This window comes from Trichocoleus sp. FACHB-591, from assembly GCF_014695845.1.
Taxonomy (GTDB): Bacteria; Cyanobacteriota; Cyanobacteriia; order FACHB-46; family FACHB-46; genus Trichocoleus.
On the sequence record NZ_JACJPA010000108.1, the window covers coordinates 91,043 to 117,770 of the forward strand.

A 26,728-nucleotide genomic window follows, 5' to 3' on the forward strand; every position below is an offset into this window, starting at 1 on the left:
AACCAACTACGGTTCAATAGCCCTACCGAGTCCTTTTTATGCTGGATACCCTGTTCCGTGCTTACACTCCGTTGCTTATTTGGCCAGGGTTAGGGCTATTGCTCCTCCGGTTCGTGCCTGAGCGATTTCCTCAGTTGTTGGGGCAAGCCTTGTATTGGGTGGGGGTGCCTTTACAGTTACTGGTGCTCGGACGGCAAACTGAGTGGTCCGATCGCGTCGGCTTCATTCCAGCGGTAGCAGTTGGGGTGTTGTTGCTGAGCTTGGGGTTATCCTTAATTTTTTGGTGGATTGCACAAAGGCAATCTAGGTCTATAGAAATTACTGCTGACTCACTTCCGAGTCCAGTTACCTCAACCTCTAGCAGTGCCACTGTATCTCCCAGAGCGACGCTCGGTAGTTTTATTTTGGCGGCGATGTTGGGGAATACGGGTTTTGTCGGCTTGGCTCTGGCTCAAGTGCTGTTTGGTATTGACGATTTAGGCTGGGCAGTCCTATTTAGCGTCACTAGCAACGTAGCGGGCAACTATGGCATTGCTGTGTTTATTGCAAGCTACTTTGGCCACAGCGCGACTAAGAATCATTGGTGGATTCAGCTGCGGGATGTAGTAACCGTTCCGAGCACTTGGGCTTTTTTCTTAGGATTTAGCACCCGTTCAATTGTGCTGCCTGAGGCGATCGCGACTGGCCTGGATCAAGCGGTTTGGGTCGTGATGGCTAGTGCTTTGTTACTCGTCGGGTTACGTCTCGGTTCTATTAAAGGCTGGCGCAGTCTCCAACGTGCTATCTTGCCTACCCTACTAAAAGTTTTGATTGTGCCTGGCTTGGTGGGACTAGGGGCAACATGCTTTGGTGTAACAGGGGTGCCTCGATTGGTTTTGGTGCTGATGTCGGGTACACCCACAGGGTTGTCAGTGCTGATTTTGGCGGAGGTTTATAATCTCGATCGCGAGTTGCTCACAGGTAGTATTGCTCTCAGCTTTATCGGGTTGTTGTTAGTGCTACCACTCTGGCTGACCTGGTTTAGCTAGCACTCGTTAGTTATTTCTTATTAATTATTTTTCTGGTCGCCTTTAGTTTTGGTGAAGTCTTCTAGCTTCTTGTTTTCTGGTAACTCGACAAACACTTTTTCACCTGTTTCTAACCCTTGCAAAACCTGAGTTTGGTTGCCAATCGTAGGGCCAATGGTGACAGGCTTAAAGATGGGCTGATTCTTGGCATCGGTCACTAAGACCCCAGTTTGGCCTTCCTGAGTCACGATCGCGACTGTCGGAACGACCAATGCTTGATCCAACTGTTTGCCTAAAAAGGTGAGATCAACATTCATGCCCGATCGCAGCTTGTCTTTCCCCGTCACCAAAGCGACCCGGACCTGGAAAGAAGTCACGTTTTGCTCCTTAACCGCCGCAGGGGCAATCAAGCGGACTTTGCCCTGAAACACTTGATCAGGAAAGGCATCGGCCACAATCTCCACACCCTGACCTTCTGACACTTGGTTAATATCTACTTCGGGCACTTCAGCGAGCACTTCTAGGCCACTGGCGAGAGCGACGACGGAGGTAGAGGTGGCGGAGGAGTTAGTCGAAGCGGAGGTAGTAGGGGTGACAAACGCTCCTGCTGTGGCGTACTTCTGTGTAATGATTCCGGCGAAAGGGGCACGCACAGCCGTATCGTCGATCTGAGTTTGCACCGCTTGGACTCGGCCTTCTGCTTCCCGGACTCGCGCCTCGGCCACGGCAATATCTTCTGGACGTGAGCCGTTTTGCAAATCTTCTAGACGTCTTCTCGCTTCTCGCACGCCTGCTTGGGCTTGTTCGACACTGGCTCTAGCTCGGTCGGCTTCACTAATCACTTCGTCCAGGCGATCGCGAGAAATGGCTCCCTCTGCGGCTAAACTTTCGTTGCGGCGGACGCGATCGCTAGCCAGAGCTAGTCGAGCTTCAGCTTCACGCACTTGGGCTTCGGCTTGGGCCACGCTGGCTTGTACCTGACCAATCGCAGCAGTCGTATTGCCAACGCGAGCCTTGGCTAGATTAGCTTGAGCTTGAGATAAATTTGCCTGAGCCTGAGTTAGCTCTGCTTGAAAGGTGCTGCTATCCATTCGGGCAACCACCTCATTTGCTTCCACGCGATCGCCTTGCTCGACATAAAGCTCTTTGACAATCCCGGCTGCTTTGGGGCTGAGATTGACGCTTTGGATGGGGACTAGCGTGCCGTTAGCAGTAATGCGAACCCGCAAATTTTCAGCTTGTACAGGCACAGTCAACTCGGAAATATCTTCTCGAGGGGCTGCGGCTCGGTTCACGAGGAATGCAGTTCCGGACACACCCAGTACTCCAGCCACAATTAGCCCCAAGATCCAGGGGGTCGGTTTCTCAACTTTGCCAATTATGGGCAGTTGCATGGAAATGCTCCTAGGAAGTAGCCGCTCGAAATAACCACAAAGACAAGGTCGCGCCCAGCATAGAGAAGGCACGAAATCAAAAGGTGCAATATCCCAATACGCCAGGGCGCAATATTACAAAGTGTGACATATCTTAGCCTGGCATTGATGGGGCCTTACTTCATCCTACTAAAGGGAGTAAAGCCGCAGGCTCAGGCTAGCGATCGCCCTGTTGCTCACCCCAGGTGGTGAGTTAACCCATTTAATTCTTGAGCTAGTTTAAGCATGCTTCCGGAAGAACCGGAGAGATGGAAAATGGTGAGCAGAAAATTCTTGCGCGTGTTCGTCTACTTAACTGAAATTTATTTATGAAACGACAGATCAATCAACTTCCCTTTACCGCTAGTCTGACGCTTGGAGCTGTCTTGTTGAGTCTGGCTATCAGCAATCTGGCGATCGCTCCAGCCCAAGCTCAAGTGCTGCAATCCGGAACTCTAATTATCACTCAGACCTGCCCAGCCACCAGAGCCATCAATGGCCCCAACCCAGGCAATATCAGAGTCGCGAAGAATCAGCGCTATCAAGTAATTGGATTTAATAGCGCCGAGCGGCGATTTGTCTTAATCAAAGTCCCTAATGCTAATCCTGAGCGCCGTTGGGTTAGTGCTAACTGCGGCACCTTCCAAGCAGGTTCGGCTGCTAACGGCAATATCCCAAATAGCAATGCCCCAAATGGCAGTACTAGTGAGACGAGAACTCGTCCCTCCAATCCTAGCAGCACAGCCCTGCTTCCCTTCTTTGATCAATCCAACAACTTAGAAGTACATCGCTTTCCCGCAGGTCGCCCCGCCGATATTACGCCACCAGCACCTAGCTTGACCGCCTTTGACCAAGCCGTGTTGCAAACCTGTGGCCCCATTGGCAGTACAGTCAATGCCAACCGCTTCAAGCAGCTAATGGCTAATCATCCTGAGGTGCTGCGTCAAATTCAAACCGCTGTGGGGGGTGAACTTCTGCCTGGACGGAACACGCAAGCAGAATTTCTCGATGATCTCACAGCAGCCTGGTCAGATCGGGGTGGGTTCGAACACATCTTTTGCGGGGAGCTAGAAGGCCCACAGAAAATTGGTGGGCTACACTTTGTCGGTCGCTACTTACAATTGCAAAACGAGAAGATTGGGGGCCGCTTAGGTAACAATCTCAACCGTGAAGAAGTAGAGCCTGGCGTGCTTTATACCTTAGGAGTGGTGGTTAAGCGAGGCAACCAAACCTGGACCGATACGATCAAAGGCTACCCGCTAATCAGCGATGCTCAAGAGATGTTATTAGACGCAACGAAAGCCTTCAAAGCCCGGGGCAACGCTCAGGGAGCCTGCTTATATCGGGTTCAAGACCAGCCTACGGGCAAATCCTACCAAGCCGTGTTTGTCAAAGATCGCAATGCCATTGTTACCTTTTATCCCGATGCCACACCCAGCGGCAGACCTTGCCGTAGCTAAGGTGCATCTTTAGGGCGAGGAGAAGTCATAAAAGCTTGTAGGGGTTTAGCATTTGAGCCAAATTGGGGAGCCAAAAACTTTAACGAGTGATCCAAATGCTAAACCCTTTGAGGGCGATCGCAGTCAACAGTCCTCATCAACTCCTTTGGGCTGGGTAAAGCATTCAGTTTTGAGTTGATGGTCTTTGCTTCTAGCTCGACGGCTGAATGCTTTACCCCTTTCCCCCTACCGACACCTCTATTGCAGGCTGCTAGCTTCTTGCAGCTTTGGGTTCTGGGATGGTGATGTCTATGGGAGTGACTTTGACCTTGGGGCCGAGGCTTGTTAATGGTGGCGCGATCGCTTTGGCATTGCCCACCACTAGCGTCAAAATATTCTCTGGTTTGAGATATTTTTGAGCCACTCGCTGCACATCAGAACTGGTGGTTGCTTCCACGCCGCGCTGATAGCGGAAGATAAAGTCCGCTGGGTAGCCGTAGTACTCATAGCGCATTAATCGCGAGAGAGTTTGTTCTGGATCTTGGAAGTTGAACACAAACGAGTTGAGCACCGAGTCCTTGGCATAAGCGAGTTCCTGGGTGGAAACAGGAGTGGTGCGAATGCGCTCAATTTCTGCCATAACCGACCGGATAAAGGGCACGGTGGCATCCGATCGCGTTTGTCCCCCTGCTAGGAATACGCCCGGATAATCGTAGCGAGCGCTCCAAGCTGAATAGACCGAATAAGCTAAGCCCTGGCGCGATCGCACCTGATTGAACAAGCGTCCACCAAAGCCATTCAGCACGCCATCCATCACGGTTAGGGCTGGATAGTCAGGGCTATTGAGTTGGCCGCCCAAGTGCCCCACTTGCACATAACTTTGGGTTAATTGCGGTTGATCGACTAGGAAGACCCCGCCCTGATTAGCTTGGGTAACCGTTGGTAAAGTCGGCTTAATCGGTTGCGTAGCTTGCCAATCACCAAACTTGGCCTGAATCAGCGATCGCATTTGTTTGCTGTCAAAGTCACCGACAACCCCCAAAATCATGTTGTTGGGGTGGAAGTAATTTTGGTAAAAGCTCAACACATCATCCCGCGAAATATTGTCGAGGGTGGCGTATTCCACAATCCGAGCGTAGGGGCTGGTTTCTCCATACAGCAACTGTTCAAACTCTCGACCCGCGATGTCGTCGGGAGTATCATTGCGTCGAGCAATTCCGCCTCTGGTTTGAGTTTTAGCGAGGTCTAGTTTGTCTTGGGCAAAGGTGGGCTGACGCAGAACCTCAGTAAATAAACCAAATACTTCTCCCAAGTCTTCTGCCAAGGCATCAAAACTGGCACTGCCTGAGGTGGCGCTGATCCCTGTCTCTACAGAGGCAGCGAGTTGTTCTAAGCGTCGGTTCAGGGCATCGGCGGGATGCTGTTGAGTGCCTCCAGTGCGAAGGACAGTCCCAGTCAATCCGGCTAAACCTACTTTATCGCTCGGTTCTAGGCGATCGCCTGTGCGAAATAGAGCCGTCCCACTGACGAGGGGCAACTCATGGTCTTCCATCAAGTACACAATGATGCCGTTTTTGAGTTGAAAGCGGCTGTACTGAGGAATTTGAACTTCTGGTAGAGGAGGGAAGTTTAATTCGGTGTAGTGTTTGGCGGTGAGGGCTGAGGCAGGCGCAGGCCTCAATGCTAGAAGGAGCAGCGTGAGGAAAGCGAATCCTACGGCCAAACGACGCACAAATTTTCTGCCAAGGCTGCCTTTAGGCAACTGAAACTGCCGCACGATCAATCGAGCCTCCTGTGGCTATGGATAAAACTGAACATAAGACGAAGAACGGCCATCAGGTAGTTATGAAGTTTGAGGTAACAGCCGTCCGATGGTGCGGTTTTCGGGGCGGAAGGTTTCCCGAGCCACTCGTTGAATATCAGCAGGCGTGACTGCCGCGATCGCATCCAATTCTTCAAACAAATTTCGCCAACTACCCGTTTTGACTTCGTATTCCAACAGTAGGCTGGCCATGCCAGAGTTAGAGGTGAGCGATCGCAGTAAACCAGCCCGTGACTGGGTTTTGACGCGATCGAGTTCTTCCGCAGAGACGGGTTCTGTTTTCAGCCGTTCAATTTCAGAGCGCAAGCTGATTGCCACCTCATCAACAGTATGGTTGGGGGCAGTCAGGGCATAAAACAGCATCAAGCTGGGATATTTGTCGCCGGGAAAACCGCTAAATCCTTGAGCCGAGAGCGCAATCTGCTGCTTTTCTACCAATGACTTATAAAGCCTCGAAGTGCGTCCGTCACTCAAGATGCTACCAATCATCTGATAAACCACATGATCGGGATGGTTCATCGCGGGTTGGTGATAACCCTCTAGATACCAAGGCTGTGAGAGTAGCCGCACCGTCACTTCTTTGGTTTTGGTTTGGGGTGGCTCCACGACCGTTAGCTTAGGTGGCGCAGAGCGAGCTTTGTAGCGGCCAAAGTAAGTTTGGGCTAGGCGTTTGACTTCTGACGGGTTCACATCCCCCACCACGGCAATGGTCAGGTTGTTGGGGACATAATAGGTGTCAAAAAATTGGGCAATATCTTGGCGTGTCAGGTTTTTGAGATCTTCCGGGTAACCAATGACAGGCCGACGGTAGGGATGCTTGTCGTAGGCAGCATCTAGAAAAGTTTCGATCATTTGGCCGATCGGTGAGTTGTCCACCCGCATCCGCCGCTCTTCCAAAATCACGTCTTTTTCTTTGTAGAACTCACGAAACACGGGTTCTAAAAAGCGCTCCGACTCCAGCGACATCCACAGTTCTAGCTTGTTAGCTGGAAAACTGTAGAAGTAACGGGTGGCATCTGAAGAGGTGGTGGCGTTGAGGCCCACGCCTCCGGCTTGCTCGACAATACGGCCATATTCGTTCTGTTGAACGTAGCTGACTGCTTCAGCCTCCGCCTTCTCAAAAGCTTGCTTGAGCTGCGCCACTTTAGCTGAATTTTTTGCAACTTCAGCGGCTTTGATTTGTTTGGCTAAGGTATCTAGGCGATCGAGTACTGCTTTTTCTGCCCGATAGTTCTTGCTGCCAATGCGTTGTGTACCTTTGAAGGCCAAATGTTCTAGAAAGTGGGCGACTCCAGTTTTGCCATCTGGTTCGTCGGCTCCTCCTACATCGGCATAGGTGAGGAACGAAACCACCGGGGCTTGGTGCCGCTCCAGCACGATAAACTTCAAGCCATTCTCAAGCCGAAACTCAGTCACCCGATCCATGACTCGATCCAGATACGGCTGAATAGAGGGAGCAGGTACAGGAGTCTTCGCCTCAGTTTGCGGGGTGGCCGCAAAGGCTCCACTAGGTAGCATGGCGCAGCTCAGCAGGAGGCTAGCCAAACCGATCGCGATCGCTTGTGGCCACTGGCGCGGTCCTAACCGTGGGATCGGCTGTGGTTTGACGAGCGATGTCAAAACTCGAAAAATTTGATTGAACTGAATCATGAACTTTGAAGCGAACAGCACTGATCTACAGGATAAAGACTGCTCAGCCATCTCGTTCGTTTCCGCTGCATCTCGGCCCAAAAATCAGTTTCGGTTTTTACGGATACAGTTGCGATCGCCGTGAAAAGATTTGATAACTTACAACGCCGAATCCCGTAACTTCAGCGAGATCGAGCGAAGCTAGAAATAGCAATTAGGTTTGCGTGACGTTCCGCCCAGCCATTTGGCTGGGCTTTCTGCTGGCTAGCATCACAGAGCTTAATGGTTGCGGAGATTTTGGTAGCGGTAGAAGTTAAAGGTGTCGAATAAGCCGCCAACTAGACCGCAGACGAAGCCAATAATCACGAGACCTTGAAATGGCTGCCCACTGCCGAATGTAGCCAAAAACTGTAAAACTTGCTTAACTCCCGTTGCCCCGACCGACTCTAACAAGGGGACGAAGCCTAGTAAAGAGAGACTTACTAAAATAGCTCCCACTAAGATCAGAGGAGCAGTGAAGCTCAAAACGCTTGTCAGCAGTAGCGAACGGAGAAAAGGGGTTAAAATACTCATGCAGGGAAGCATACTCCGGTGGGACTGACAATGAGTATGGGGTAAGCATACTTACTGGTTTCTACAATAATCGCGATCGCTCTAATTAAAAGTAGATTTCAAAAATCTTAAATCTTCATTAAAAAGGTTGTTGAAGAACTGTGGCTGATCCCGCCATTTGATTGAGGCGATCGCTCAGAAACTTAACAGTGCTTCATTAGATTGAGTGGGGTTTCACCTTTCAAGCAAGCATGTTCTGACCGTAGTTCTCGAATCATGATCTACCCGAATCAGGATCTATCGGCTTATTCTGGATAAGGTTGTTGCCTGTTACATCCTCCCATTGAGCGAAACGACACCCGGTTCCAATTTTGGTTTATGGACTCAGCGATTGCTGGCAGCGGTTCTGCTAGGTGGACAAGTTCTTATCCATCTCCTAGCAGGTAAGATTCACCGTCGCAACACCCTCGATCAGATGGCAGTGGCGGGTCCAGATTCTCTGATGATCGCCCTCGTTACAGCCGCTTTTGTCGGCATGGTGTTCACGATTCAGGTAGCACGTGAGTTTATTACCTTCGGAGCGAGTAATGCTGTCGGAGGCGTCCTAGCCTTATCTCTGGCTCGCGAACTAGCGCCAGTTCTGACTGCGGTGGTCTTGGCAGGGCGAGTGGGTTCTGCGTTTGCGGCGGAAATCGGGACGATGCAGGTGACTGAGCAGATTGATGCGCTTTACGTCCTCAAAACTGACCCGATTGATTACTTAGTTATTCCGCGCGTGATTGCCTGCTGCTTAATGCTGCCAATTTTGACTCTGATGTCTTTTGTGACTGGCATGGCAGGTGGCTTATTGATTGCGACGAATCTCTATGACCTCTCGCAGTCCACCTTTCTCAACTCAGCCCGGAATTTTTTAGATGTGGGCGATTTACTGAGTTCTGTGATTAAGTCAGTTGTGTTTGGGGCGCTGATTGCAGTCATTGGTACGAGTTGGGGCCTGACTACTACAGGCGGTGCTAAAGGGGTAGGGCAATCTACAACTACCGCAGTGGTGACAGCGCTATTAGCAATCTTTATCTCTAACTTTTTTCTGTCCTGGCTGCTGTTTCGGGGCACAGGTAGTGCAGTGCTGGAAGGGTTGTAAAGCCGCAACCCCTTAGAATAGTAGTGCACTCAACAAGAGGGTTAGCACCTGTGACTGCCACTCCTGCTTCCAGCCAATCCACTTCTGTCGTGGAGCTATCGCCTAGCTACGTTTTGCCTGTGGTTCTGGTTTTGGGTGCGGTGCCGCTTTTGCTCGTTCAAGTTTGGGTTGGCTTGGCGATCGCGCTATTTGGCCTATTCTTGCTGTTCCAAGCCGCAACACTGCGCCTACGTTTCACTTCTACCGATTTAGACATTTATCGTGGTGAGACATTAATTCGCCGTTTCGCCTACCAAGATTGGCAAAACTGGCAGATCTTTTGGCCCCAGGTGCCCATTTTGTTTTACTTCAAGGAGGTGCAGAGTATTCATTTTTTGCCCATCTTGTTTGACCCTAAAATGCTGCAAACTTGTTTAGAACAACATTGCCCCAAAGCGAATTCCAACTAAGAAATATAGTTTGTGATAATTTCCTATGAACTCAGACGAACTTCCAACGCCAGAACCCACCTTTGAAGTCAAGCTATCTCCGCAGCCGTTGAACTTTGGGGACGCGATCGCCGAGATAGGGCCGAATGGTACCGCAGACCCAGCCCAAAGAGTGGCTGAGTTGGAGCGTCGAGAGCAAACGTTACAACAAGAGATCCAAGCTCTGCAAGCAACCTTAAAGCAGCAACAAGACGAACTGGCGGAAACCCAGGCTACGATGGGGCGCTTGGTGCAAGAAGGGCTGCGGGAATTAGAACAGCGCAAGCAGACGCTACAAATTGCCGTAGAGCAGCTGGAGCGGCGGCAAGAGCGTGTTCGGACCGAAATGCGAACCACCTTTGCGGGCGTGTCTCAAGACCTAGCAATTCGGGTGCAAGGATTCAAAGATTATTTAGTGGGTAGCCTGCAAGACTTAGTCAATGCAGCTGAAGAACTGGAACTCGTACCTGAAGCAGAAGAAGCTCCAGTAGCAGTGGTGACGGAAACAAAGTCAGCAGAGCGCCAAGCTGCCCCCAATCCGCAGTTCGCGGAGCAATCTTTTCAAGACCAAACCAAGCAAATTCGCAGCTTACTCGATCGCTATCGCAACTCACCCGACTACTATGGGCCACCGTGGCAGTTGCGACGCACCTTTGAGCCGGTCCATGCTGAGCGGGTGTCCAACTGGTTCTTTACCCAAGGGGGGCGAGGAGCGCTACGCACAATGGGGAGCCGCTTACAAAATATTTTGGTTTCTGCTGCCATTGTTTCCATTTTGCGCCGCCTTTACGGCAATCGCGTCCGCACTTTGATCCTGGCTAATACCCCGGAACGATTGGGCGAGTGGCGACGTGGCTTGCAAGATTGCTTAGGCATCTCTCGTGCTGACTTTGGCCCAGAGCAGGGCATTGTGCTATTTGAAGCGCCAGATCCGCTGATCCAAAAAGCCGATCGCTTGGTCCAAGAAAATCAATTGCCGCTGATCATTGTGGATGACACAGAAGACCAAATTAGCTTGTCTCTATTGCAGTTTTCCCTGTGGTTGGCTTTTGCACCGGACCCTCAAATGCCAAGATTTTTCTAGAGACTGAATGAGTTTGCAATCTGACGGGTGAGGGGAAAGAGGCATGGCACTTTGGCTAGCGGTAAACGCAATTCTGTTAGGGGTGGCTTATCTTTTGGGGTCAGTTCCACCAGGGTACTTAGCAGGTCGCTTACTCAAAGGCATTGATATTCGGGAGCATGGTTCTGGCTCTACAGGAGCCACTAACGTTTTACGCACGTTGGGTAAAGGGCCAGCGATCGCAGTCCTACTTATAGATATCTTGAAGGGAGTTCTCGCGATCGCCTTGGTGCGTTGGTGCTATTCCCTAGCACTGACCCAAGCACTCGCAACAGCAGCAGGCAGCGTCGCAAGTGGCTCAGCCTTGGATTGGATGGTGACACTAGCGGGTCTGGCGGCGCTACTGGGACATAGCAAATCAATTTGGCTCAAGTTCACAGGTGGTAAATCAGTAGCGACTGGCTTAGGGGTGTTGCTGGCACTGTCTTGGCAAGTCGGTTTGTCCACCTTCGCCGTTTTTGGTGTGGTGATGGCAGTCTCGCGCATTGTTTCGCTCAGCTCTATTACAGCGGCGATCGCGGTGTTGGTGTTTATGGTGCTGCTTGGCCAACCTTTGCCTTACCAGTTGTTTGCGATCGCGGGTGGCTTGTATGTAGTGCTGCGGCACCGCGCTAATATTCAGCGACTATTGGCAGGGACCGAACCTAGAATTGGGCAGAAACTAGCTTCAGAAACGGAGCAAGGGTTGGAGAGCAACTAGTTATTGTAACGACCCCATTTGAGTAAGGCAGTCACGATATAAAGCACGATCGCGGAGCCAATAATGGCAGGGATAATTGGCACACCTTCAATCCGCCACTCTAAAAATCCGAAGCTGAGATTGTATTGCCGCTTCAAGAGGTTGGTGGTCCACTCACCTAGCCATACCCCTGCCAGCCCGATGATGAGCAAACCGAAGATCTTGCCGGGGATTTGGCGAGGAATCAGCATGTTACCCACGCCAGCACACACCATTGCAATGACAAGTTGTACAAACAAACGAGAGATATCCATTCCAGCCTCTCTGGTAACTTCTGATAAATATGTGTATCTAAGCTACCACTGGCCATCCTGAAACTAGAAAAAGTAGCCAAAATGTAGAAGAGGCACCTTTGGCAGGCACCTCCTCTAAACTTAAAACGCTATCCTATAACCGAAAAACGACCACCGAAAAGGGAAATGAACGCGATTACTTCTGACCCGTTACTTTGCTAACTAGGTTGCGAGTACGATCAATTTTCTTCTCTAAGCCACTAGTTTCGGGCACGGCTTCTTGGTCAGGCTTGATCTCCCTAGTGTAGGGATCTTTCATCTTAGTTGGGTCTTGGCCTTCTTGTTGGCGGCGTTGATATTCCTCTTCCCGGATGCCTGTGCCAGCGCGGATACTATAGGCCCGGTCTATCTTCTCTTCAGGGGTCAAAGTGTTGCTGGTGCTGGCAGAAGCGTAGCTAGGTTGCTGTAAAAAGGCTAATGAGCCACCTAGACTAATTAACGTAATCAATCCCAAAACTAGGACTTGTTGCAGTAGGGCTTTCCCTAACTTCAAGAAAATTCCTGGCATTAAAATTCCCTCATAATCTATTAACTCAGGCTGAAAGGCATCCTACAAGCCAGCGATCGCACTGCCTTCTGTCAGAGGGAACATTCTGGCTACACAAAGCATCTTGCCCTATGCTTTTGGGCTATTGGATTGGATAGGTTCCCAGGACTGGTGAATCTTCAACCCTCTACTTTCCATGATCTGTTCAAATAAGTCGGTGGGTAGGGCTTGTTCTACAGGCCAAACGCCTGGTTTCTTGAGTTTGCCCGCCAACATCAGCTCAGCTAAAGTCCCTGTGCCGTATCCTGCTGCGATCGCCGTATTTTCGTGAACTAAAGTAGAGCAACAACGCACCGCCTCGCCTGCTTTTTGACCCGTGACTTCAGAGCGAATAGCGACACCGATGCCACTAAAGCGATCGGTAAAATCGGTCATGCGATGGCTGACCTGAGACAAAAACTCAATCACTGCCGAATTCCGCAGCCAGCTAGAAGGCCACCAGTGGGCAACGCTCCAAGTGAGATAGTTATAAAAATCTGGGACAGTCCCAAACTTCGTCACTACAGTCTTCACTTCGGGAAAGGTGTCGGGCAGCGTAAAGGCTTCGGGCATGTCAAACCAGTAAACTCCAGTTCGCCCGTAAGGTGCTGGAAACTGAATGGCTTCGCGATCGCTATAGGGCTTGATCTGCTGCCATTGCTGATCTCTCCACACCTCAAAGGGACGGCGCAGACCTAAAAACGTGGTTCGCATCACCGTAATGCCAGCCCCTCCCGATCCACCCACCACATAGCTCAAGTGGATACGCTCCGGTTGGTCTAACTGCTCGACATCCCGGCGCACCATGCTGTTGGAAATACCTGGAAAAATTCCAGTATTCACGATCGCGGTCACGCCTGCGGCTGCGGCTTCTGCCTTGTAATCCACCGCTTTGCAGGTAAAGGAGCGATGATCACTCACATCGAGATAATCTACGCCCAGCTCAATACAGGTTTTGAGTACACTGGCATCGCGATAGGGAAAAGGCCCCGCACAGTGGATGACCAATTGGGATTGGCCGATCGCCTCTCGGACTCTATCTGATTCTGCTAAGTCAAGCGCTAGAAACTGAACCTGCGGACCTAAGCGATCGCCAACCGCTTGTCCAGCGATCGCATCTCGCCCAGTAATCGTAATCTGAGCTTGTGTATGAGCTGCAATATCTGCTGCCACACTGCTGCCGATCCGCCCACTGCCACCGAGAATTAAAATTTGCTCCGTCATCAACCCAACACAAATCAACTCAGCAAAGGGACACAGCCCCGTCTTTATAGTTCACCAGCTTCACCGAGTTTCTACCTCAGTAGTGGGAACGACCTTTTTCTCTACTTAAAGACTGAACTATCGAATTTCCCCTTCTCTCTGAGAGAAGGGGCGAGGGATAAGGTCTTAAGACATCCGAAACACTGATTTCGCGACTGACTTGAGAGAATTACCCGCATCAGAGATAGCTGATGCGAACGGTTGTTGAGCGTGGATGAAGACACGGGCACAGTTACGCCCAGGCATCCCAGAAATAGATCCACCCGGATGCGTCCCTGCTCCAGTCAGGAACAGCCCATCAATCGGTGTCTTGTAGTTTGCCAGCTCTGGAAGCGGGCGGAAGAACACCATTTGATCGAGGGTCATGTCGATGTGATAGTAGTTGCCCTTGTAAGAGCCTAAGCGCTCTCCTAATTCAGCAGGGCTTTCTACCCGACGGGCAATGACAGAGTGTTTCAGATTGGGAGAGTAGTCTGCCAGTTTTTCCACACAGCGATCGGCCACTTTATTTTTTAGCTCATCCGTCCACCCGGTACCGCGTAGCCCAGTGCCTTCTGCACCATGAATTTGGTAAGGGGCAAAGAACTCGATCCAGACTGTGTGTTTGCCCTCAGGAGCTAGTGAGGGGTCGAGCATTGAGGGCATGACCACATACATGGATGGGTCAGAATCGGGGATATTGCCCACGCTCGCTTCACTGTGAGCCATTTCTACATGCCTGACGGAATCGGCAATCAAAATCGAACCGATCGAGTATTCATCTTGATGGTTATAGCGCTCAAACCGTAATGGCTCCGAGAGAGCAAGGTCAATCTTGAGAATCGTTTCGTTGTTGTTGACAATCCGCCGCTCCAGACGCTCACGCAATTCCGGATCAGCACTATCCACATCGGAGTGATCCATACATTGCAGGAACAGCCGCTTCGCATCAATGTTGGAAATCACGCCTTTGGTAGCTCTGTACTCGGTACCACCCGCCACCCGAACGCCCACCGCTTTCCCATCATCAATCAAGACTTTTTCTACATGCTGATCGGTCAGGACTTTACCGCCCAAGCTAGTCACTAAATTCAACAGAGCTTTGACTAAGGCCCCAGTGCCGCCTTTGGGCCGAGCCATACCGGGGTTGTGGCGCATTGCCATCATGATCGCGCCTACCGCATTAGTTTTTTGGGAAACGGGGGTACCCAACTCGGCAGCTAATCGAGCCAGAGGAGCCTTCAAAAACTCAGAATCAAACCACTCGTTGAGAATGTCTTCTGCGCTGGTGAGCATCGTGCGGATAAAGTCCAGCGTCTTGTTGGTAGAGCCAATGACAGAAAATAGGTCTTTCATCTTTTTGATGTCGTAGTTGCCGACGATATCAATGATGGATTTGGGTGGCGCATTGAAAATCGGTACCATCGAGCCAATCACCCGCTGCCAGAAATCTGTGTACTCCGCATACTTCTGGGCATCCCGTTCACTGTAGCGAGCAATCTCTGCACAAGTCTTTTCAACCGAGCGATGGCCTAAAAAGTACTTACCGTCAGGGTGAGGACAGAATACGACCGGATCGCAGTAGAGGTACTCCAAGCCATATTTTTCTAGTTCCAGTTCCTCTACAACCGGACCTAAGTGGATAAATTCATGGTCGATCGCGCAGAGATTGAACTGAAAACCAGGAGCTTCTTTAGGTAAAGCTTCTTCCGTGGTTGCTGCGCCACCTGGCACAGACCGCTTTTCCAATAGGAGAACGCTATAGCCCGCTTTGAGTAGGTAAGCAGCACAGACCAAACCATTGTGGCCTGCACCAATAATGACAACGTCGTATGTTTCCATGAAATGAAGCTCCGAAGGCGTAATCCTAAATCAATCAAGTAGGTGGGATAACAGCTCAGGTTTAGACTCAGTTTTGGACCCAGTTTTGGGCTAACTTATGGGCTTAGGTTTGGCGATCGCGCTAGTTTAGTCTCGCCCATCAGCCTTTGCTAACTTTTGGCCTCAGCACCAAATCGAAAATCGCATAGAGCTAAGCCACAAACCGCACCAGCCGTCTTTAGACGGAAGTGCACGATCTAAACAGACTCTAAGAAGCTGTTAGGAGAAAACTAATTAAGTTAATCAAAAAATAACTTTTTATAGTTTATGAATTTTAGCCTGACAAGAAGTATCAGCAAAAGAATATAGATTTTTCGAAGTGATTCTATACCTTTAGGTGGATGACGGAAATAATTGGATTTATCAAATCTTTGAATATTTCTTGAATATTAATAAAAACTAGCTTTAGATTGCTGCTGACCTGAAAATTTATAACTTTAGTTATTCTTCCAATTCTAACTAGATCTGCTAACCTTTGTGCAACACCAAATCAAAGGTTTCTTCCTACTGAAACAGCCTTTTTTATCAGCCGGGAGAAGGATGAACCTGGCTAACCGCCTGAGTAATCTCAGAGATAGTTCCGATCCTAATGATTACTAGCAGGAGAGTTTAGAAATGGTAACAACGCTTGACGATACAAAGCGGATGATGATTGGTACCAAGCTAGCTGATATTAAAGCTCTTCAAGAGCTGGTCATCGCTAATGAGCAAAGATTCATCAGCGAAATCAATGACCAAGATATTCGTCATCGTTTCCAAGAGATGCTCAAAGATGACCAGAAGAACATGGGCGTCTTGGAAACCGTAATTGTGCAGTACGGTATCAAGTCTGAGCCTAAGCAAACCATCCGTCAGTTCGTTGACAAGTTACAAGAATTGATGGGCGGTTCTGAGCTAAGCATTTTTGAGAAAGTGTTCCAGCATGAACTACTTAAGCATCAACTAGTGATGAGCGGAGTGGTCGTTCACAAAGCGGCTCAGAAAGTCGGCGCTGATGTTGAACTCGCCATCACTCCCCTCAACACCGTTAACTTTGAAAACCGGGCGCACCAAGAGCAACTCAAGGGCGTACTAGAAGTGCTAGGTGTGCGTGAACTCACCGGACAAGAAGCGGATCAAGGTCTGTGGGCACGGGTACAAGATGCCGTTGCTGCTCTCTCTGGTGTAGCTGGCAGCGTGATCACTCAGAACTCAGATAAGTCTGACCTGAACATCCAGGATGTGATCCGTTTAGACCACAACAAGACCAACACTCTGTTTACCGAAATCCTCGGCTCCAACGATCCTCAAAAGATCCAAGAGTACTTTGGTCAGCTCTACAAAGACTTGAGCGTTCATGCTGAAGCAGAAGAGCGGGTAGTTTATCCTGCTGTGCGTCCCTTCTACGGTCAGAATGACACTCAGGAGCTATACGACGAGCAAGCTGAGATGAAGCGCAAGCTTGAAGAAATCAAGGCTCTCAGCCCTGCTTCTTCCGAGTTTAAGGACAAAGTGCGTCAGTTGATGGAAGCGGTGGGTGACCACATCCGTCAAGAAGAGAGCACCATGTTTGCGGCAATTCGCAACAACCTCAGCAGCGATCAGTCTGAGCAATTGGCGACTCAGTTTAAGTCTGCTAAGAGCCAACTTCAAGATCAAATGTCTGCTTCTAAGAAGTAGTTATTAACTGCATTTGAATCATTATCTGTTTAGCAAACCTCAATAACCTCAATGTTCCCACCACTACAGTGGTGGGAATTTTCTAAGTTTTGCAAAGTAGCAACATCCAAGGAGTTGCAAGCGATGGCTAAAGACAAGAACCAAAACATTCTGGATTTAATTGCTACTGACCACCGCAAAGTTGAGCAGGTCTTTTCTCAAATTGAGAGTGCGTCTAATCTAGAGCAGTTATATCGATACTTCAACCAGCTCTATAAGGAAATCAATTTGCATGCGCGGGCGGAAGAACTCGTTTTCTACCCTGGGCTGAGAGAGTACGAAGATACAGATGCAATGATTGCAGAAGCAGAATCGGAGCATGAAGAGGCGGCTGCACTTTTAGAAGAAATTAAAGCCCTTAGCCCTGACTCAGCCGAGTTCAAAGAAAAAATTGCTGAACTGAAGAAAGCCATTCTGCACCACGTGCAGGAAGAAGAGTCAGAAGTGTTTGAGACTGCGCGAGATGGCATGGATGAGCAGCAACTCAAACAGCTAGGCCAAGAGTTTCAGGAAGCCAAAACTAAACTCGAAGATGAGGTCGTAGAAGCCGCTTCTCTCTAAAGCTGCGAGGCAACTGGGCGATCGCCTAGTTAAACCGCCAATTGAGTTGATTATCCAAGTTAAAATTCCAGCAAAGACAGTTTTCAGCAGGTTGGTAATATCCCCTTATAGGGTTCGATCGCCGTATGAAGCGTTGAGTGCAACGCCTCGTGCGGTTTAATTTTTTGAAAAAACGAGCAGGTTGGGTAGGGGATAAGAAAATGATGCGTTGCCAAACTGCTTGGGTCACGATCGCTGCCACTGATTTCGAGCGCTTGCTGGAGTTTTATCGCCAATTCTTGCAGCAAGACCCTCAGCTTCTCTTGCCAAATGCCTATGCTGAGTTTTGGCTTCCGGGGTTAAAGTTAGGGATTTTTAAGCCGAAAACTAGCCATCAACCAGAGTTTCAAGCTCCAAAACATAGTGCTATGAGTTTATGTTTGGAGGTGGAAGATTTAGATACAGCGATCAGTCATCTAGAAGCGATCGCTGCTCCTCCCCTAGGTGAAATCATTGTGGCTACTCATGGGCGTGAAATCTACGCTTACGACCCGGAAGGGAATCGTTTGATTTTGCATCAAACTATTTAGATAATAGATGAAACCGAGACTAGGCAAGGCTTAAAGAAAGCAGATGTAGTAGGCGATCGCGGCCGTTAATCACTATAGAACTGTATAGGCGATCACACAGAGGGTAATATTACCAGGGCCAGTTTTGCTACGGTGATAGTTAGATTAAGAGTGATTACTATGTGCTTCACCAACGCCATTTACTTCGATCAAAGTTAATCGCTTGAATGACATCTTGAATTGAAATGATTCAAGGCTCTAAGCTTGGCTGTCCTTGGCGTCCTGTCACCCTACAACCTCACACAGAAGATGGACTCAACATCGACTCGTCTGCCAAAAGGCCAGCAAATTCAAAATCGCTTGCTGGCTAAATTACCCAGTGAAGAGCTAGAGCTTCTACGTCCGCATCTAGAAGAGGTTGAGCTGACTCATGGTCAACCCCTGATTCTGCCCTATGAGCCGATTCCCTACGTCTACTTTCCGACTACGGCACTCGCTTCTTTAGTGACGGTGTTGGAGGATGGGGCAACTGTAGAGTCTGGTTCGGTTGGCTGTGAAGGCGTTGTGGGTTTGCCTGTCTTCTTAGATGCTGGCATCACTCCGATGCAGAACATGGTCCAGATTCCCGGGCAGGGCATCCGAGTTAGGTCAGACATTGCCAAAGCGGCCTTCGATCGCCGGGGAGACTTCTATAGCTTGATTCACCGCTATATCCATACTCTCCTAGTTGTCGCGTCGCAGTCCGCTGCTTGTAACCGCCATCACGCCATAAAAATGCGGCTCAGTCGCTGGCTGCTGATGAGTAGCGATGGGGTAGGTTCAGAGGAGTTGGCTTTAACTCAGGAGTTTCTAGCAACGATGCTAGGAGTGAGACGCTCTGGCGTGACAGAAGCAGCTCTACAGCTACAGCAGGAGCAGTTGATTTCCTATGGTCGCGGCAAGATCCGGATTCTAGATCGGAAAAGATTAGAGGCATCATCTTGTGAGTGCTACCAAATGGTTAAGAATGAATTCGCTCGCCTGTTGAGTTTGGCAAGCGATCGCTCACGTTAGCTAGTTGCTAACCGCGTCCTCTACCTCGGCGCTAAAACACTGCGGAAACAGGGCGGCTGCAAATGTATTGGCATTATTAGCAGGAAGCATTCCGGCTGGGAACTCTAAATTTTATTAGAGTGCTTTAGCGTGGAGTGCTTTAGTAGCCTTGTGAATTACTGTAAGTTGAGGGAAGCCTATGCCCGTACAAGTGCAAACCCAGCGAGCGGGCCGCTTTATGGACCCTTGGCCTTACTTAACCTTGGCTACAGCGGTAGTAATGTTGCTGGCGTTAATCAATGCTGGTTTTGTAGGCAAGACGTTGCTCGCCACGAGTTTGAATGTAGACCCAGAAGAAGCGACAGAACTCCAACCCATTCAGGTTGAAAAAACACCGATCGGCGCATTGCGAATCGACACCGAAGCTACGATTCCAGACAACCAGTGGGTCACCTACGAAATTCAACTGCGCGATCGCCAAGGCAATCTACTCGCCAGCGGGATTAAGCAAGCCTGGAGTGAGTCAGGCACTTGGAACGAGGAAGGCGAATCGGGCACTTGGCAAGAATCCGATTTAACGGGTGGTTTGGATGTGCGCCCTAACCAATCCGAACCCATGACGATCGCCATTCAAGTTTTGGACTATACCAGCACTTCCGGGCAAGAAATTGATCAACCTGTGCCGATCACAGTCACGGTGCAGAATGGGGTGGTAGATAGCCGTTATCTCTGGGCTGGGTTGATCGGCACCGCTAGTTTAGCCCTGTTGTCGTTAGTCGCTGTTCCGCTTACAGGCGCTCAGGTCATCGAAAAGACCATCCCGGATAGTGATGTGGGCGATCGCGCAGTGATGGGTGGGAGCGATCGCTTAGTGCGGGTCACGGTGGACATTACCTCCGACGAAACTTCTCCGAAAGCATTGCAAGTCGATTTGTTCGTTAAAGACCAGAATGGTGAGCAGATCTATACCAATTCGTTTCCGGTCACGCTCAGCTTGTCCAAAGAAAACGGCAAAGTAGATGAAGGGACTGGCACCCTCACCGTGTTCTTTCTGTTAGAGCCGCGCAGTTCCTATGGCTTCTACGCCGAGGTGGTTCCCGACGGCCCCATTGATAAAACCACGCTAGTAGTACGGGACGGAGCCAAAACCTTAGGCTTGCCTAAAGTGATTCATCTGAAGACGGCTTGATCTAGTTCTTGTTGATATTTTTACAACTTAGAGATTATCTATGACTCCTGCATTTGCGATCGCGGCTCTTCTGGTTACAGGTATTACTCTCACCGCTGGGTACACCCAGAGTTCCTCGTTGCACCTCCGGGAAGAACGGCAATCGATGTATTGGCCCCGCTACGGCACCAGTTTATCGGGTCGCTACCACAACCGCCTTTGGCTGGCTAACCCGGAACGGAACAGTTACGGGGAGTTTCGTGGGGGTGGACCCGGAGCAGGCAAGTAACATGACATCTGTAGGGCAAGCGACCATGCAGGCTGGTGAGCCAGAAAACCTCAGTCTAAGTCGGCGGCAGCGGCATTTGTTGTTAGCGGCGACGGCGATTTCTTCCAGTTGCGGATTAGCGATTGAACTGCTGCTGGGCACTTTAGCGAGCTACCTGGTTGGCAATCAAGCGCTTGCTTATGGGGTGGCCGTGGGTGGCTTTTTGGCCGCGATGGGAGTTGGGTCTTATTTGAGCCGATTTATTGCAGTTCCTGAGTCAGGCAATGAACTAGTCGGCGTTCAGTCAGAGAGCGATCGCCTGCGACAGGAGCAGCAGCAACTCCTAACCGCTTTTGCCCAGATTGAACTCGCGATCGCCCCCCTGAGTGCCCTGTTGCCATTAGGACTCTTCATTTTATTCGTAGTCAACGGGCCTGTCTGGATTGGGTTGTTTCTGGTGACGTTGCTGTTGGGCACCCTGGCAGGTTTAGAAGTGCCGCTGCTGACTCGAATCTTAGAGCAAGAAGCAGGGGTGCGAGATGCCCTCTCTGGCGTACTGGCTTTGGATTACTTGGGTGCACTAGTGGGGTCGTTGGCACTGCCTGTGGTTTTGTTACCCACCGTAGGGATGTTTCCTTCGGCGGCGCTGATTGGGGCGTTGCCTGCTCTCGTGGTGTTTGCCCTCGGTCGGACGTTTCCCCAACTACGACGCTGGCGGCGCTGGGGGCTAGTGGTTTGTTTTGGCCTCTTTGCCTTGGCTCCGCTAACTGTGTCATTGGGCGATCGCCTGGAAAACACGCTCTACAATGCCCCAGTGATCAGCCGTATTCAGTCGCCTTACCAGCGAATTGTGCTGACTCGCCAAGCAGGAGACGTGCGCTTATTTCTGGATGGCGATTTGCAGTTCTCCACCTTAGATGAGTATCGCTATCACGAAGCTCTGGTGCATCCCGCCATGAGTGCCAATCGCGATCGCCGTCGGGTATTACTCATGGGCGCAGGGGATGGTTTGGCGTTGCGGGAAGTGCTGAAATGGCCCGAAGTAGAGCGGGTGTTGTTGATTGACCTAGATGCAGCAGTGATTAATTTGGCGCGACGACATCCTTTTCTCGTGCAAGCCAATGCTCATGCCTTGGATGATCCGCGTGTAGAAGTTAGACAGGCAGATGCTTTCTTAACCGTACCGACGCTGCCTGAAACTTTTGATGTGATCATTGCAGACTTTCCAGACCCCGACCGAGATACGCTGGCTAAGCTCTATGCTCAAGGCTTTTATCAACGTTTATTAACCCGCTTAGCGCCTGCTGGAGTATTGGTGACGCAGGCATCGAGTCCATTTTTTGCCCCGCGAGCTTTTGCCTGTGTTGCCGCAACGCTGGAATCAGTTGGTTTATCGGTGCATCCTTACATCACGGATGTCCCCAGCTTCGGGCCTTGGGGCTTTGTCTTGGCAATGCGTGCCCCCTTGCAAGCGGCAACGCTGAAGTTACCTGTTGCCACCAAGTTTTTGACTGAGCCACTGCTGCAACAACTATTCCAACTGCCTAAAGATGTGCAACTTGGCAACGTAGAAATCAATCGCTTAGCGAACCCAGTGCTGGTGAAGTATCAAGCTGATCCACGTTGGGCTGCTTATCACTAAGGAAGAGAGGTGGAGGATGATCACATTAGTTTGGCTTGGCGTGATTGCAGTGGTGGTAGTTGGTGTCGTTTTGGTCGTGCGCCAATCCCAGGGGCGTTTACCCAACCCAGGCGATCGCGCTCAACTACGCCCTCTCGCCCGCACTATCTTCAGCTTAGAAGTGGGAGATATTGTGCAATACATGGGCACCGACTGGGTCGTGGAGGGCAAGCTCACCTACGACAGCAAGGGCTACACCTGGTTGGAATACTTGCTGCAAGACGGCGATCGCCTCCGCTGGCTTTCGGTAGAAGAAGACGATCAGGTGGAAGTGAATTTCTTGGAGCCAACGCAAGGGTTAGATATTCCTAGCACGCCTCCGACTCAACTGACGTTTGGTGGTGTTGCTTATCGGCAAGTGTCAGCAGGTACAGCCCGAATGACTCGTGTAGGAACTACCCTAAACCGCCAAGCCGAACAATGCCGTTACTTCGACTACGCCGCCTCTGATGACCAAGTGCTCTCAGTGGAAGATTGGGAAGGAGAGCTGGAAATCACGGTAGGCAATCGCATTCGTCCTACGGCTCTGACTCTGCTACCTGGAGATGGCCGCCGAGTTTATGGTGTCTAGGTTTCTCCTCTTTTACGTTTCTCTGATTTTTCCAATTTTTATAGATGATTGGCGATCGCTCATGACCTCCCCTACACTTAGCTCTCACCATCTTTCTGCGATTCTTCCCGCTGCTGCTGTTGTGTATCACTGGACAGAAGCTGATTTTCTCAGTTTGCTAAAAAGTGTCGTTGGGCAAGTAGGGCTAACAATGGTAGGAGAGGTGGCGTTTACCTTTCAGCCCCACGGCGTTTCTGCGATCGCCCTGTTAGCAGAATCCCATGTGGCTCTGCACTTCTGGCCGGAGAAAGCCAAGGTCACGGTTGACATTCACGTTTGCGATTTTGAGCAAGGCAACCAGGTCAAAGCCGAACAATTGGCGCAACTGCTGAGCTTACAAATTACCGGAAAGAGTTGTGTAGAGCATTGGCACTGCTTGTCAATCACCAGTTAACCCTGCTGTAGGGAAAATGAAGGCTGTTGCAAGTCGATGCGTGGGTAGCTTTTTTTACCTCTTTTGGCTGTATGTAAGCCGATTTGAACTTAGGGGGAATTATGAAGGATAGCATCCGCCTAGCGATTCTCGGCACTACCAACCATGCAGACTTCGGTAAACGATTTAACCTTGTCCCAAAGCTTTCTGATGAAAGTGATTAATGGGATGCCTGACCCCATCTTTATCAAGGATCGTCAACACCGATGGCTGTTTCTCAATGATGCCTTCTGCGAGTTTTTGGGTCATAGCCGCGAGATTTTGCTGGGTAAATCAGATTACGACTTCTTCCCGCAACAGCAAGCAGAGGTCTTTTGGCAACAAGATGAGCTGACCTTCACGACGGGTAGGCCCCAGGAAAACGAGGAAAGCTTTACTAATGTCTATGGAGAAACCTATGTCATTGCCACGAAAAAATCAGTCTTTGTGGATGACACAGGCAACACTCTGCTAATTGGCAGCATTCGCGACATCAGTGCAGCGAAGCGTGTCGAAAACGAACGCAAGCAAATCGAAGCTGAGCGTCAACAATCAGCTCTGGCTCTACAACAGCGCGAAGAGCAGGTGCGCTTATTCATCGAACATACCCCTGCGGCAGTGGCGATGCTCGATCGCGAGATGCGCTACCTGATGGTGAGCCGCCGCTGGCTAGAAGACTATGGTTTAGGCGATCGCGACATTCAAGGTTGTTGTCACTACGACCTCTTTCCAGAAGTCCCCGATCGCTGGCGGGAGGTGCATCAACGTTGTTTGGCAGGAGCGGTGGAGTGCTGTGACGAAGAAGTGTTTGCCAGAGCAGATGGCACCGCAGATTGGCTGAAGTGGGAAGTGCGGCCTTGGTACGAGCGCACTGGCGAAGTGGGCGGCTTGATCATGTTTACCCAAGTGATCACCAAGCGCAAACAGGCAGAATTGGCCCTGCAACAAGCCAACGAAGAACTAGAGTTTCGCGTAGAAGTCCGAACCGCCAAATTGCAGCAACTCGTCGCTCGACTCCAGCAAGAGATTTGCGATCGCGAAGCCAGTGAAGAACGCTTCCGAGCCATTTTTGAAAACTCTGGTCTGGGAATTGCGGTGGTTGGGCCAGACCTAAAGTTTCGCCAAGCCAATTCTTGCTGGCAGCGACTGCTGGGCTACGGCGAAGCAGAATTACCCACCATGACCCCCCAAGACCTGACCTTGCCGGAAGATTGGGCGATCGAAGCACCCTTGTGTCTAGCTTGCATTGCGGGCACCAGAGACAGCTTCCAGCGAGAACGCCGTTTTCTTTGCGCTGACGGTACCTTAGTCTGGGCCAACTTAACCGTTTCTGCCATTCGAGATGCGAGGGGGCAGTTTCAATTTTTTGTGGCGATGGTCGAGGACATTACCGAGCGCAAACGGGCAGAAGATGAACGCCAGCAAGCAGAATCAGAGCGCGATCGCTTCTTTACCCTGGCTGGCGATATGTTGGGCATTGCTGGAGTGGATGGCTATTTCAAGCGGATCAACCCCGCCTTTGAGCACGCACTGGGTTACACAACTGAGGAGTTGACGGCTCAGCCATTCATCGATTTTGTCCATCCTGAGGATCAATCGACGACCGCTGCCGAGGCGGCCAAACTTCTCAGTGGTAAAGGCAGCATTTCTTTCGAGAACCGCTACTGTTGCAAAGATGGCTCCTACCGTTGGCTCTCTTGGACTTCCACACCCTACGCCCAAGAAGGGCTGATCTACGCCACTGCTCGCGATATTACCGAGCGCAAGCAAACCGAAGAAGCGCTCAAAGCTAGTGAAGCCCAGTATCGTGACTTAGTGCAGACGGCTAACTGTATCATTCTCCGCTGGGATACAACTGGCACAGTTCGGTTTATTAATGATTACGGAGCCCGCTTTTTCGGCTTTGCCACAGACGAACTGATTGGTCAGAATGTCGTTGGCACCATCGTTCCTGAAACCGAAACCTCTGGCCGAGATCTGCAAATGTTGATGATCGCCATTCATCAGCATCCCGAAGACTATGCCCACAACGAAAATGAAAATCGCTGCCAGGATGGACGACGGGTATGGATTGCCTGGGCGAATAAACCGATTTTGGATGAACAAAATCAACTGGTAGAAATCCTGTCGGTGGGCACGGATGCGACCGAGCGCAAACAGACGGAAGAAGCTTTGCGTCAGAGCCAGAAACGCTATGCCACTTTGGCTGCCACGGTTCCGGTGGGCATCTTTCGGACCGATGCCGACGGTGGCTGTATCTATGTCAATCAGCGCTGGTGCCAAATTACGGGTCTGACTCCCTCAACAGCTAAGGGTAGCGGTTGGGCGGGGGCGATTCATCCCGAAGATAGCGATCGCGTCTCGCTCGTATGGCAACAATCTATCCAGGCTAAACAGGCCTTCCGCCTGGAGTATCGCTTTCAGCGTCCTGATGGCTCCATTTCCTGGGTTTTTGGTCAGGCGGTGGCAGAAAAGGGCATTGAGGGCGGAGTCGTAGGTTATGTAGGCACCGTGACAGATATTAGTGAACGGAAGCTGGTTGAAGAAGAGCGCAAACAAGCAGAAGCGCAATTGCAACAGCAAACCACAGACCTCGCAGCCGCCCTGCAAGAACTCCAGCGCACCCAGGCCCAAATGGTGCAAAGCGAAAAGATGTCGAGCCTGGGGCAATTAGTGGCAGGAGTCGCCCATGAAATTAATAACCCAGTCAACTTTATTTATGGCAACCTCAGCCATGCTCGCACCTACACGCAAGATCTGCTGGGCTTAGTGCAGCTTTACCAGGAACACTACAGCACGCCAGTTCCAGCGATCGCCGCTGAAGCGGAGGCCATTGATCTAGAGTTTCTGCTAGAAGATTTGCCAAAGCTGCTTGATTCGATGCAGGTGGGAGCCGAGCGGATTCAGAAGATCGTGACTTCGCTGCGGACTTTCTCGCGCATGGATGAGGCAGAGGTGAAAGCAGTAGACCTACACGATGGCATCGACAGCACCGTGATGATTTTGCAGCATCGCCTCAAAGCTAAGAGCGATCGCATTGAAATTCCAGTGATTAAGCATTACGGCGATTTGCCACGGGTAGAATGCTACGTCGGCCAACTGAATCAGGTGTTTATGAATATCTTGAGTAATGCCATTGATGCACTAGAGGAGGCGCTAGAGCAGGGTAAGCATTTTATCCCCACGATTCAAATTCAAACCGAACTAACTCCTCATCAGGAGGCAATCATTCGGATTTCAGACAATGGTTTAGGCATTCCTGCCGCCATCCAGCAACGACTCTTTGATCCTTTCTTCACAACTAAAGCGGTGGGCAAAGGCACAGGCATGGGGCTGTCAATCAGCTATCAAATCGTCACCGAAAAGCATGGTGGCTCTCTGGCTTGCACCTCCCAACTGGGTCAAGGCACCGAATTTATCATTACAATTCCGTTGCACCAAGCCGCTCACCTTAACTAAAAACTATCAGAGCTAGCA

24 protein-coding genes are annotated in these 26,728 nt (G+C 50.5%); 16 read left to right on the forward strand and 8 right to left on the reverse strand.

Features of this window, described 5'->3' with window-relative positions:
• The first annotated feature begins 38 nt into the window (after nucleotides 1-38).
• On the forward strand, nucleotides 39-1,028 hold the full coding sequence (locus H6F90_RS22510; protein WP_190554383.1) for an AEC family transporter: 990 nt from the start codon (nucleotides 39-41) through the stop codon (nucleotides 1,026-1,028).
• 20 nt (nucleotides 1,029-1,048) lie between these two features.
• On the opposite strand, the gene H6F90_RS22515 is transcribed toward H6F90_RS22510, so the two are convergent.
• Nucleotides 1,049-2,401 (reverse strand): efflux RND transporter periplasmic adaptor subunit, encoded by a 1,353-nt coding sequence (locus H6F90_RS22515; RefSeq protein ID WP_190554384.1) that lies wholly within the window; start codon nucleotides 2,399-2,401, stop codon nucleotides 1,049-1,051.
• Between the two features lie 347 nt (nucleotides 2,402-2,748).
• On the opposite strand from H6F90_RS22515, the gene H6F90_RS22520 reads away from it, so the two are divergent.
• Nucleotides 2,749-3,879 (forward strand): EndoU domain-containing protein, encoded by a 1,131-nt coding sequence (locus H6F90_RS22520; RefSeq protein ID WP_190554385.1) that lies wholly within the window; start codon nucleotides 2,749-2,751, stop codon nucleotides 3,877-3,879.
• A 250-nt stretch (nucleotides 3,880-4,129) separates the two neighbouring features.
• Here H6F90_RS22520 and H6F90_RS22525 read toward each other — a convergent pair whose 3' ends face one another.
• The 3 genes from H6F90_RS22525 to H6F90_RS22535 all read right to left on the reverse strand — a co-directional run bounded on the left by H6F90_RS22525 (nucleotide 4,130) and on the right by H6F90_RS22535 (nucleotide 7,882).
• Complete coding sequence (locus tag H6F90_RS22525; RefSeq protein ID WP_370588073.1) at nucleotides 4,130-5,635, reverse strand: M16 family metallopeptidase; 1,506 nt, start codon at nucleotides 5,633-5,635, stop codon at nucleotides 4,130-4,132.
• Nucleotides 5,636-5,701: 66 nt separating this feature from the next.
• On the reverse strand, nucleotides 5,702-7,330 hold the full coding sequence (locus H6F90_RS22530) for an insulinase family protein (RefSeq protein ID WP_190554386.1): 1,629 nt from the start codon (nucleotides 7,328-7,330) through the stop codon (nucleotides 5,702-5,704).
• A 258-nt stretch (nucleotides 7,331-7,588) separates the two neighbouring features.
• Nucleotides 7,589-7,882 carry a hypothetical protein gene (locus tag H6F90_RS22535; RefSeq protein ID WP_190554387.1) on the reverse strand — a complete coding sequence of 98 codons (294 nt, stop codon included), beginning with the start codon at nucleotides 7,880-7,882 and terminating at the stop codon, nucleotides 7,589-7,591.
• A 322-nt stretch (nucleotides 7,883-8,204) separates the two neighbouring features.
• Here H6F90_RS22535 and H6F90_RS22540 point away from each other — a divergent pair, with 322 nt between their 5' ends.
• The 4 genes from H6F90_RS22540 to plsY are packed head-to-tail and all read left to right on the forward strand — an operon-like array spanning nucleotide 8,205 to nucleotide 11,292.
• Complete coding sequence (locus tag H6F90_RS22540) at nucleotides 8,205-9,002, forward strand: MlaE family lipid ABC transporter permease subunit (RefSeq protein ID WP_190431231.1); 798 nt, start codon at nucleotides 8,205-8,207, stop codon at nucleotides 9,000-9,002.
• A gap of 50 nt (nucleotides 9,003-9,052) precedes the next feature.
• The gene (locus tag H6F90_RS22545; protein WP_190554388.1) at nucleotides 9,053-9,451 is read left to right on the forward strand and encodes a DUF3119 family protein; all 399 of its coding nucleotides are present in this window, start codon (nucleotides 9,053-9,055) and stop codon (nucleotides 9,449-9,451) included.
• 25 nt (nucleotides 9,452-9,476) lie between these two features.
• Nucleotides 9,477-10,553 (forward strand): DUF3086 domain-containing protein, encoded by a 1,077-nt coding sequence (locus H6F90_RS22550; protein WP_190554389.1) that lies wholly within the window; start codon nucleotides 9,477-9,479, stop codon nucleotides 10,551-10,553.
• A gap of 43 nt (nucleotides 10,554-10,596) precedes the next feature.
• A complete protein-coding gene (gene plsY, locus H6F90_RS22555; protein ID WP_190554390.1) occupies nucleotides 10,597-11,292 on the forward strand; it encodes a glycerol-3-phosphate 1-O-acyltransferase PlsY in 696 nt (231 codons plus the stop codon).
• Here plsY and H6F90_RS22560 read toward each other — a convergent pair.
• The 4 genes from H6F90_RS22560 to crtO all read right to left on the reverse strand — a co-directional run bounded on the left by H6F90_RS22560 (nucleotide 11,289) and on the right by crtO (nucleotide 15,234).
• Nucleotides 11,289-11,585, reverse strand: coding sequence for a hypothetical protein (locus H6F90_RS22560; protein WP_190431235.1), 297 nt, complete (start codon nucleotides 11,583-11,585; stop codon nucleotides 11,289-11,291). The genes plsY and H6F90_RS22560 overlap by 4 nt on opposite strands.
• 175 nt (nucleotides 11,586-11,760) lie before the next feature.
• Complete coding sequence (locus H6F90_RS22565) at nucleotides 11,761-12,132, reverse strand: hypothetical protein (protein ID WP_190431236.1); 372 nt, start codon at nucleotides 12,130-12,132, stop codon at nucleotides 11,761-11,763.
• 108 nt (nucleotides 12,133-12,240) lie between these two features.
• On the reverse strand, nucleotides 12,241-13,374 hold the full coding sequence (locus tag H6F90_RS22570; protein ID WP_190554391.1) for a saccharopine dehydrogenase family protein: 1,134 nt from the start codon (nucleotides 13,372-13,374) through the stop codon (nucleotides 12,241-12,243).
• 165 nt (nucleotides 13,375-13,539) lie between these two features.
• Nucleotides 13,540-15,234 (reverse strand): beta-carotene ketolase CrtO, encoded by a 1,695-nt coding sequence (crtO, locus tag H6F90_RS22575; RefSeq protein ID WP_190431238.1) that lies wholly within the window; start codon nucleotides 15,232-15,234, stop codon nucleotides 13,540-13,542.
• Nucleotides 15,235-15,888: 654 nt separating this feature from the next.
• On the opposite strand from crtO, the gene H6F90_RS22580 reads away from it, so the two are divergent.
• The 10 genes from H6F90_RS22580 (at nucleotide 15,889) to H6F90_RS22625 (ending at nucleotide 26,710) form a co-directional block, all read left to right on the forward strand.
• A complete protein-coding gene (locus H6F90_RS22580; protein WP_190554392.1) occupies nucleotides 15,889-16,932 on the forward strand; it encodes a hemerythrin domain-containing protein in 1,044 nt (347 codons plus the stop codon).
• Nucleotides 16,933-17,055: 123 nt separating this feature from the next.
• On the forward strand, nucleotides 17,056-17,532 hold the full coding sequence (locus H6F90_RS22585; RefSeq protein WP_190554393.1) for a hemerythrin domain-containing protein: 477 nt from the start codon (nucleotides 17,056-17,058) through the stop codon (nucleotides 17,530-17,532).
• A 200-nt stretch (nucleotides 17,533-17,732) separates the two neighbouring features.
• A complete protein-coding gene (locus tag H6F90_RS22590) occupies nucleotides 17,733-18,101 on the forward strand; it encodes a VOC family protein (RefSeq protein ID WP_242024594.1) in 369 nt (122 codons plus the stop codon).
• Nucleotides 18,102-18,389: 288 nt separating this feature from the next.
• Nucleotides 18,390-19,133 carry a Crp/Fnr family transcriptional regulator gene (locus tag H6F90_RS22595; protein ID WP_190554394.1) on the forward strand — a complete coding sequence of 248 codons (744 nt, stop codon included), beginning with the start codon at nucleotides 18,390-18,392 and terminating at the stop codon, nucleotides 19,131-19,133.
• Between the two features lie 178 nt (nucleotides 19,134-19,311).
• A complete protein-coding gene (locus tag H6F90_RS22600; protein WP_190554395.1) occupies nucleotides 19,312-20,301 on the forward strand; it encodes a hypothetical protein in 990 nt (329 codons plus the stop codon).
• A gap of 40 nt (nucleotides 20,302-20,341) precedes the next feature.
• Nucleotides 20,342-20,569: a hypothetical protein gene (locus H6F90_RS22605; protein WP_190554396.1), complete on the forward strand. Its 228-nt coding sequence runs from the start codon at nucleotides 20,342-20,344 to the stop codon at nucleotides 20,567-20,569.
• 1 nt (nucleotide 20,570) lies between these two features.
• Nucleotides 20,571-22,190, forward strand: coding sequence for a polyamine aminopropyltransferase (locus H6F90_RS22610; RefSeq protein WP_190554397.1), 1,620 nt, complete (start codon nucleotides 20,571-20,573; stop codon nucleotides 22,188-22,190).
• Between the two features lie 16 nt (nucleotides 22,191-22,206).
• Nucleotides 22,207-22,800 carry a DUF4178 domain-containing protein gene (locus H6F90_RS22615; RefSeq protein ID WP_190554398.1) on the forward strand — a complete coding sequence of 198 codons (594 nt, stop codon included), beginning with the start codon at nucleotides 22,207-22,209 and terminating at the stop codon, nucleotides 22,798-22,800.
• Nucleotides 22,790-23,233 carry an S-adenosylmethionine decarboxylase family protein gene (locus H6F90_RS22620; RefSeq protein ID WP_199296103.1) on the forward strand — a complete coding sequence of 148 codons (444 nt, stop codon included), beginning with the start codon at nucleotides 22,790-22,792 and terminating at the stop codon, nucleotides 23,231-23,233. The genes H6F90_RS22615 and H6F90_RS22620 overlap by 11 nt, the downstream gene beginning before the upstream one ends.
• A gap of 144 nt (nucleotides 23,234-23,377) precedes the next feature.
• Nucleotides 23,378-26,710 carry a PAS domain S-box protein gene (locus H6F90_RS22625; protein WP_190554399.1) on the forward strand — a complete coding sequence of 1,111 codons (3,333 nt, stop codon included), beginning with the start codon at nucleotides 23,378-23,380 and terminating at the stop codon, nucleotides 26,708-26,710.
• Nucleotides 26,711-26,728 lie beyond the last annotated feature (18 nt).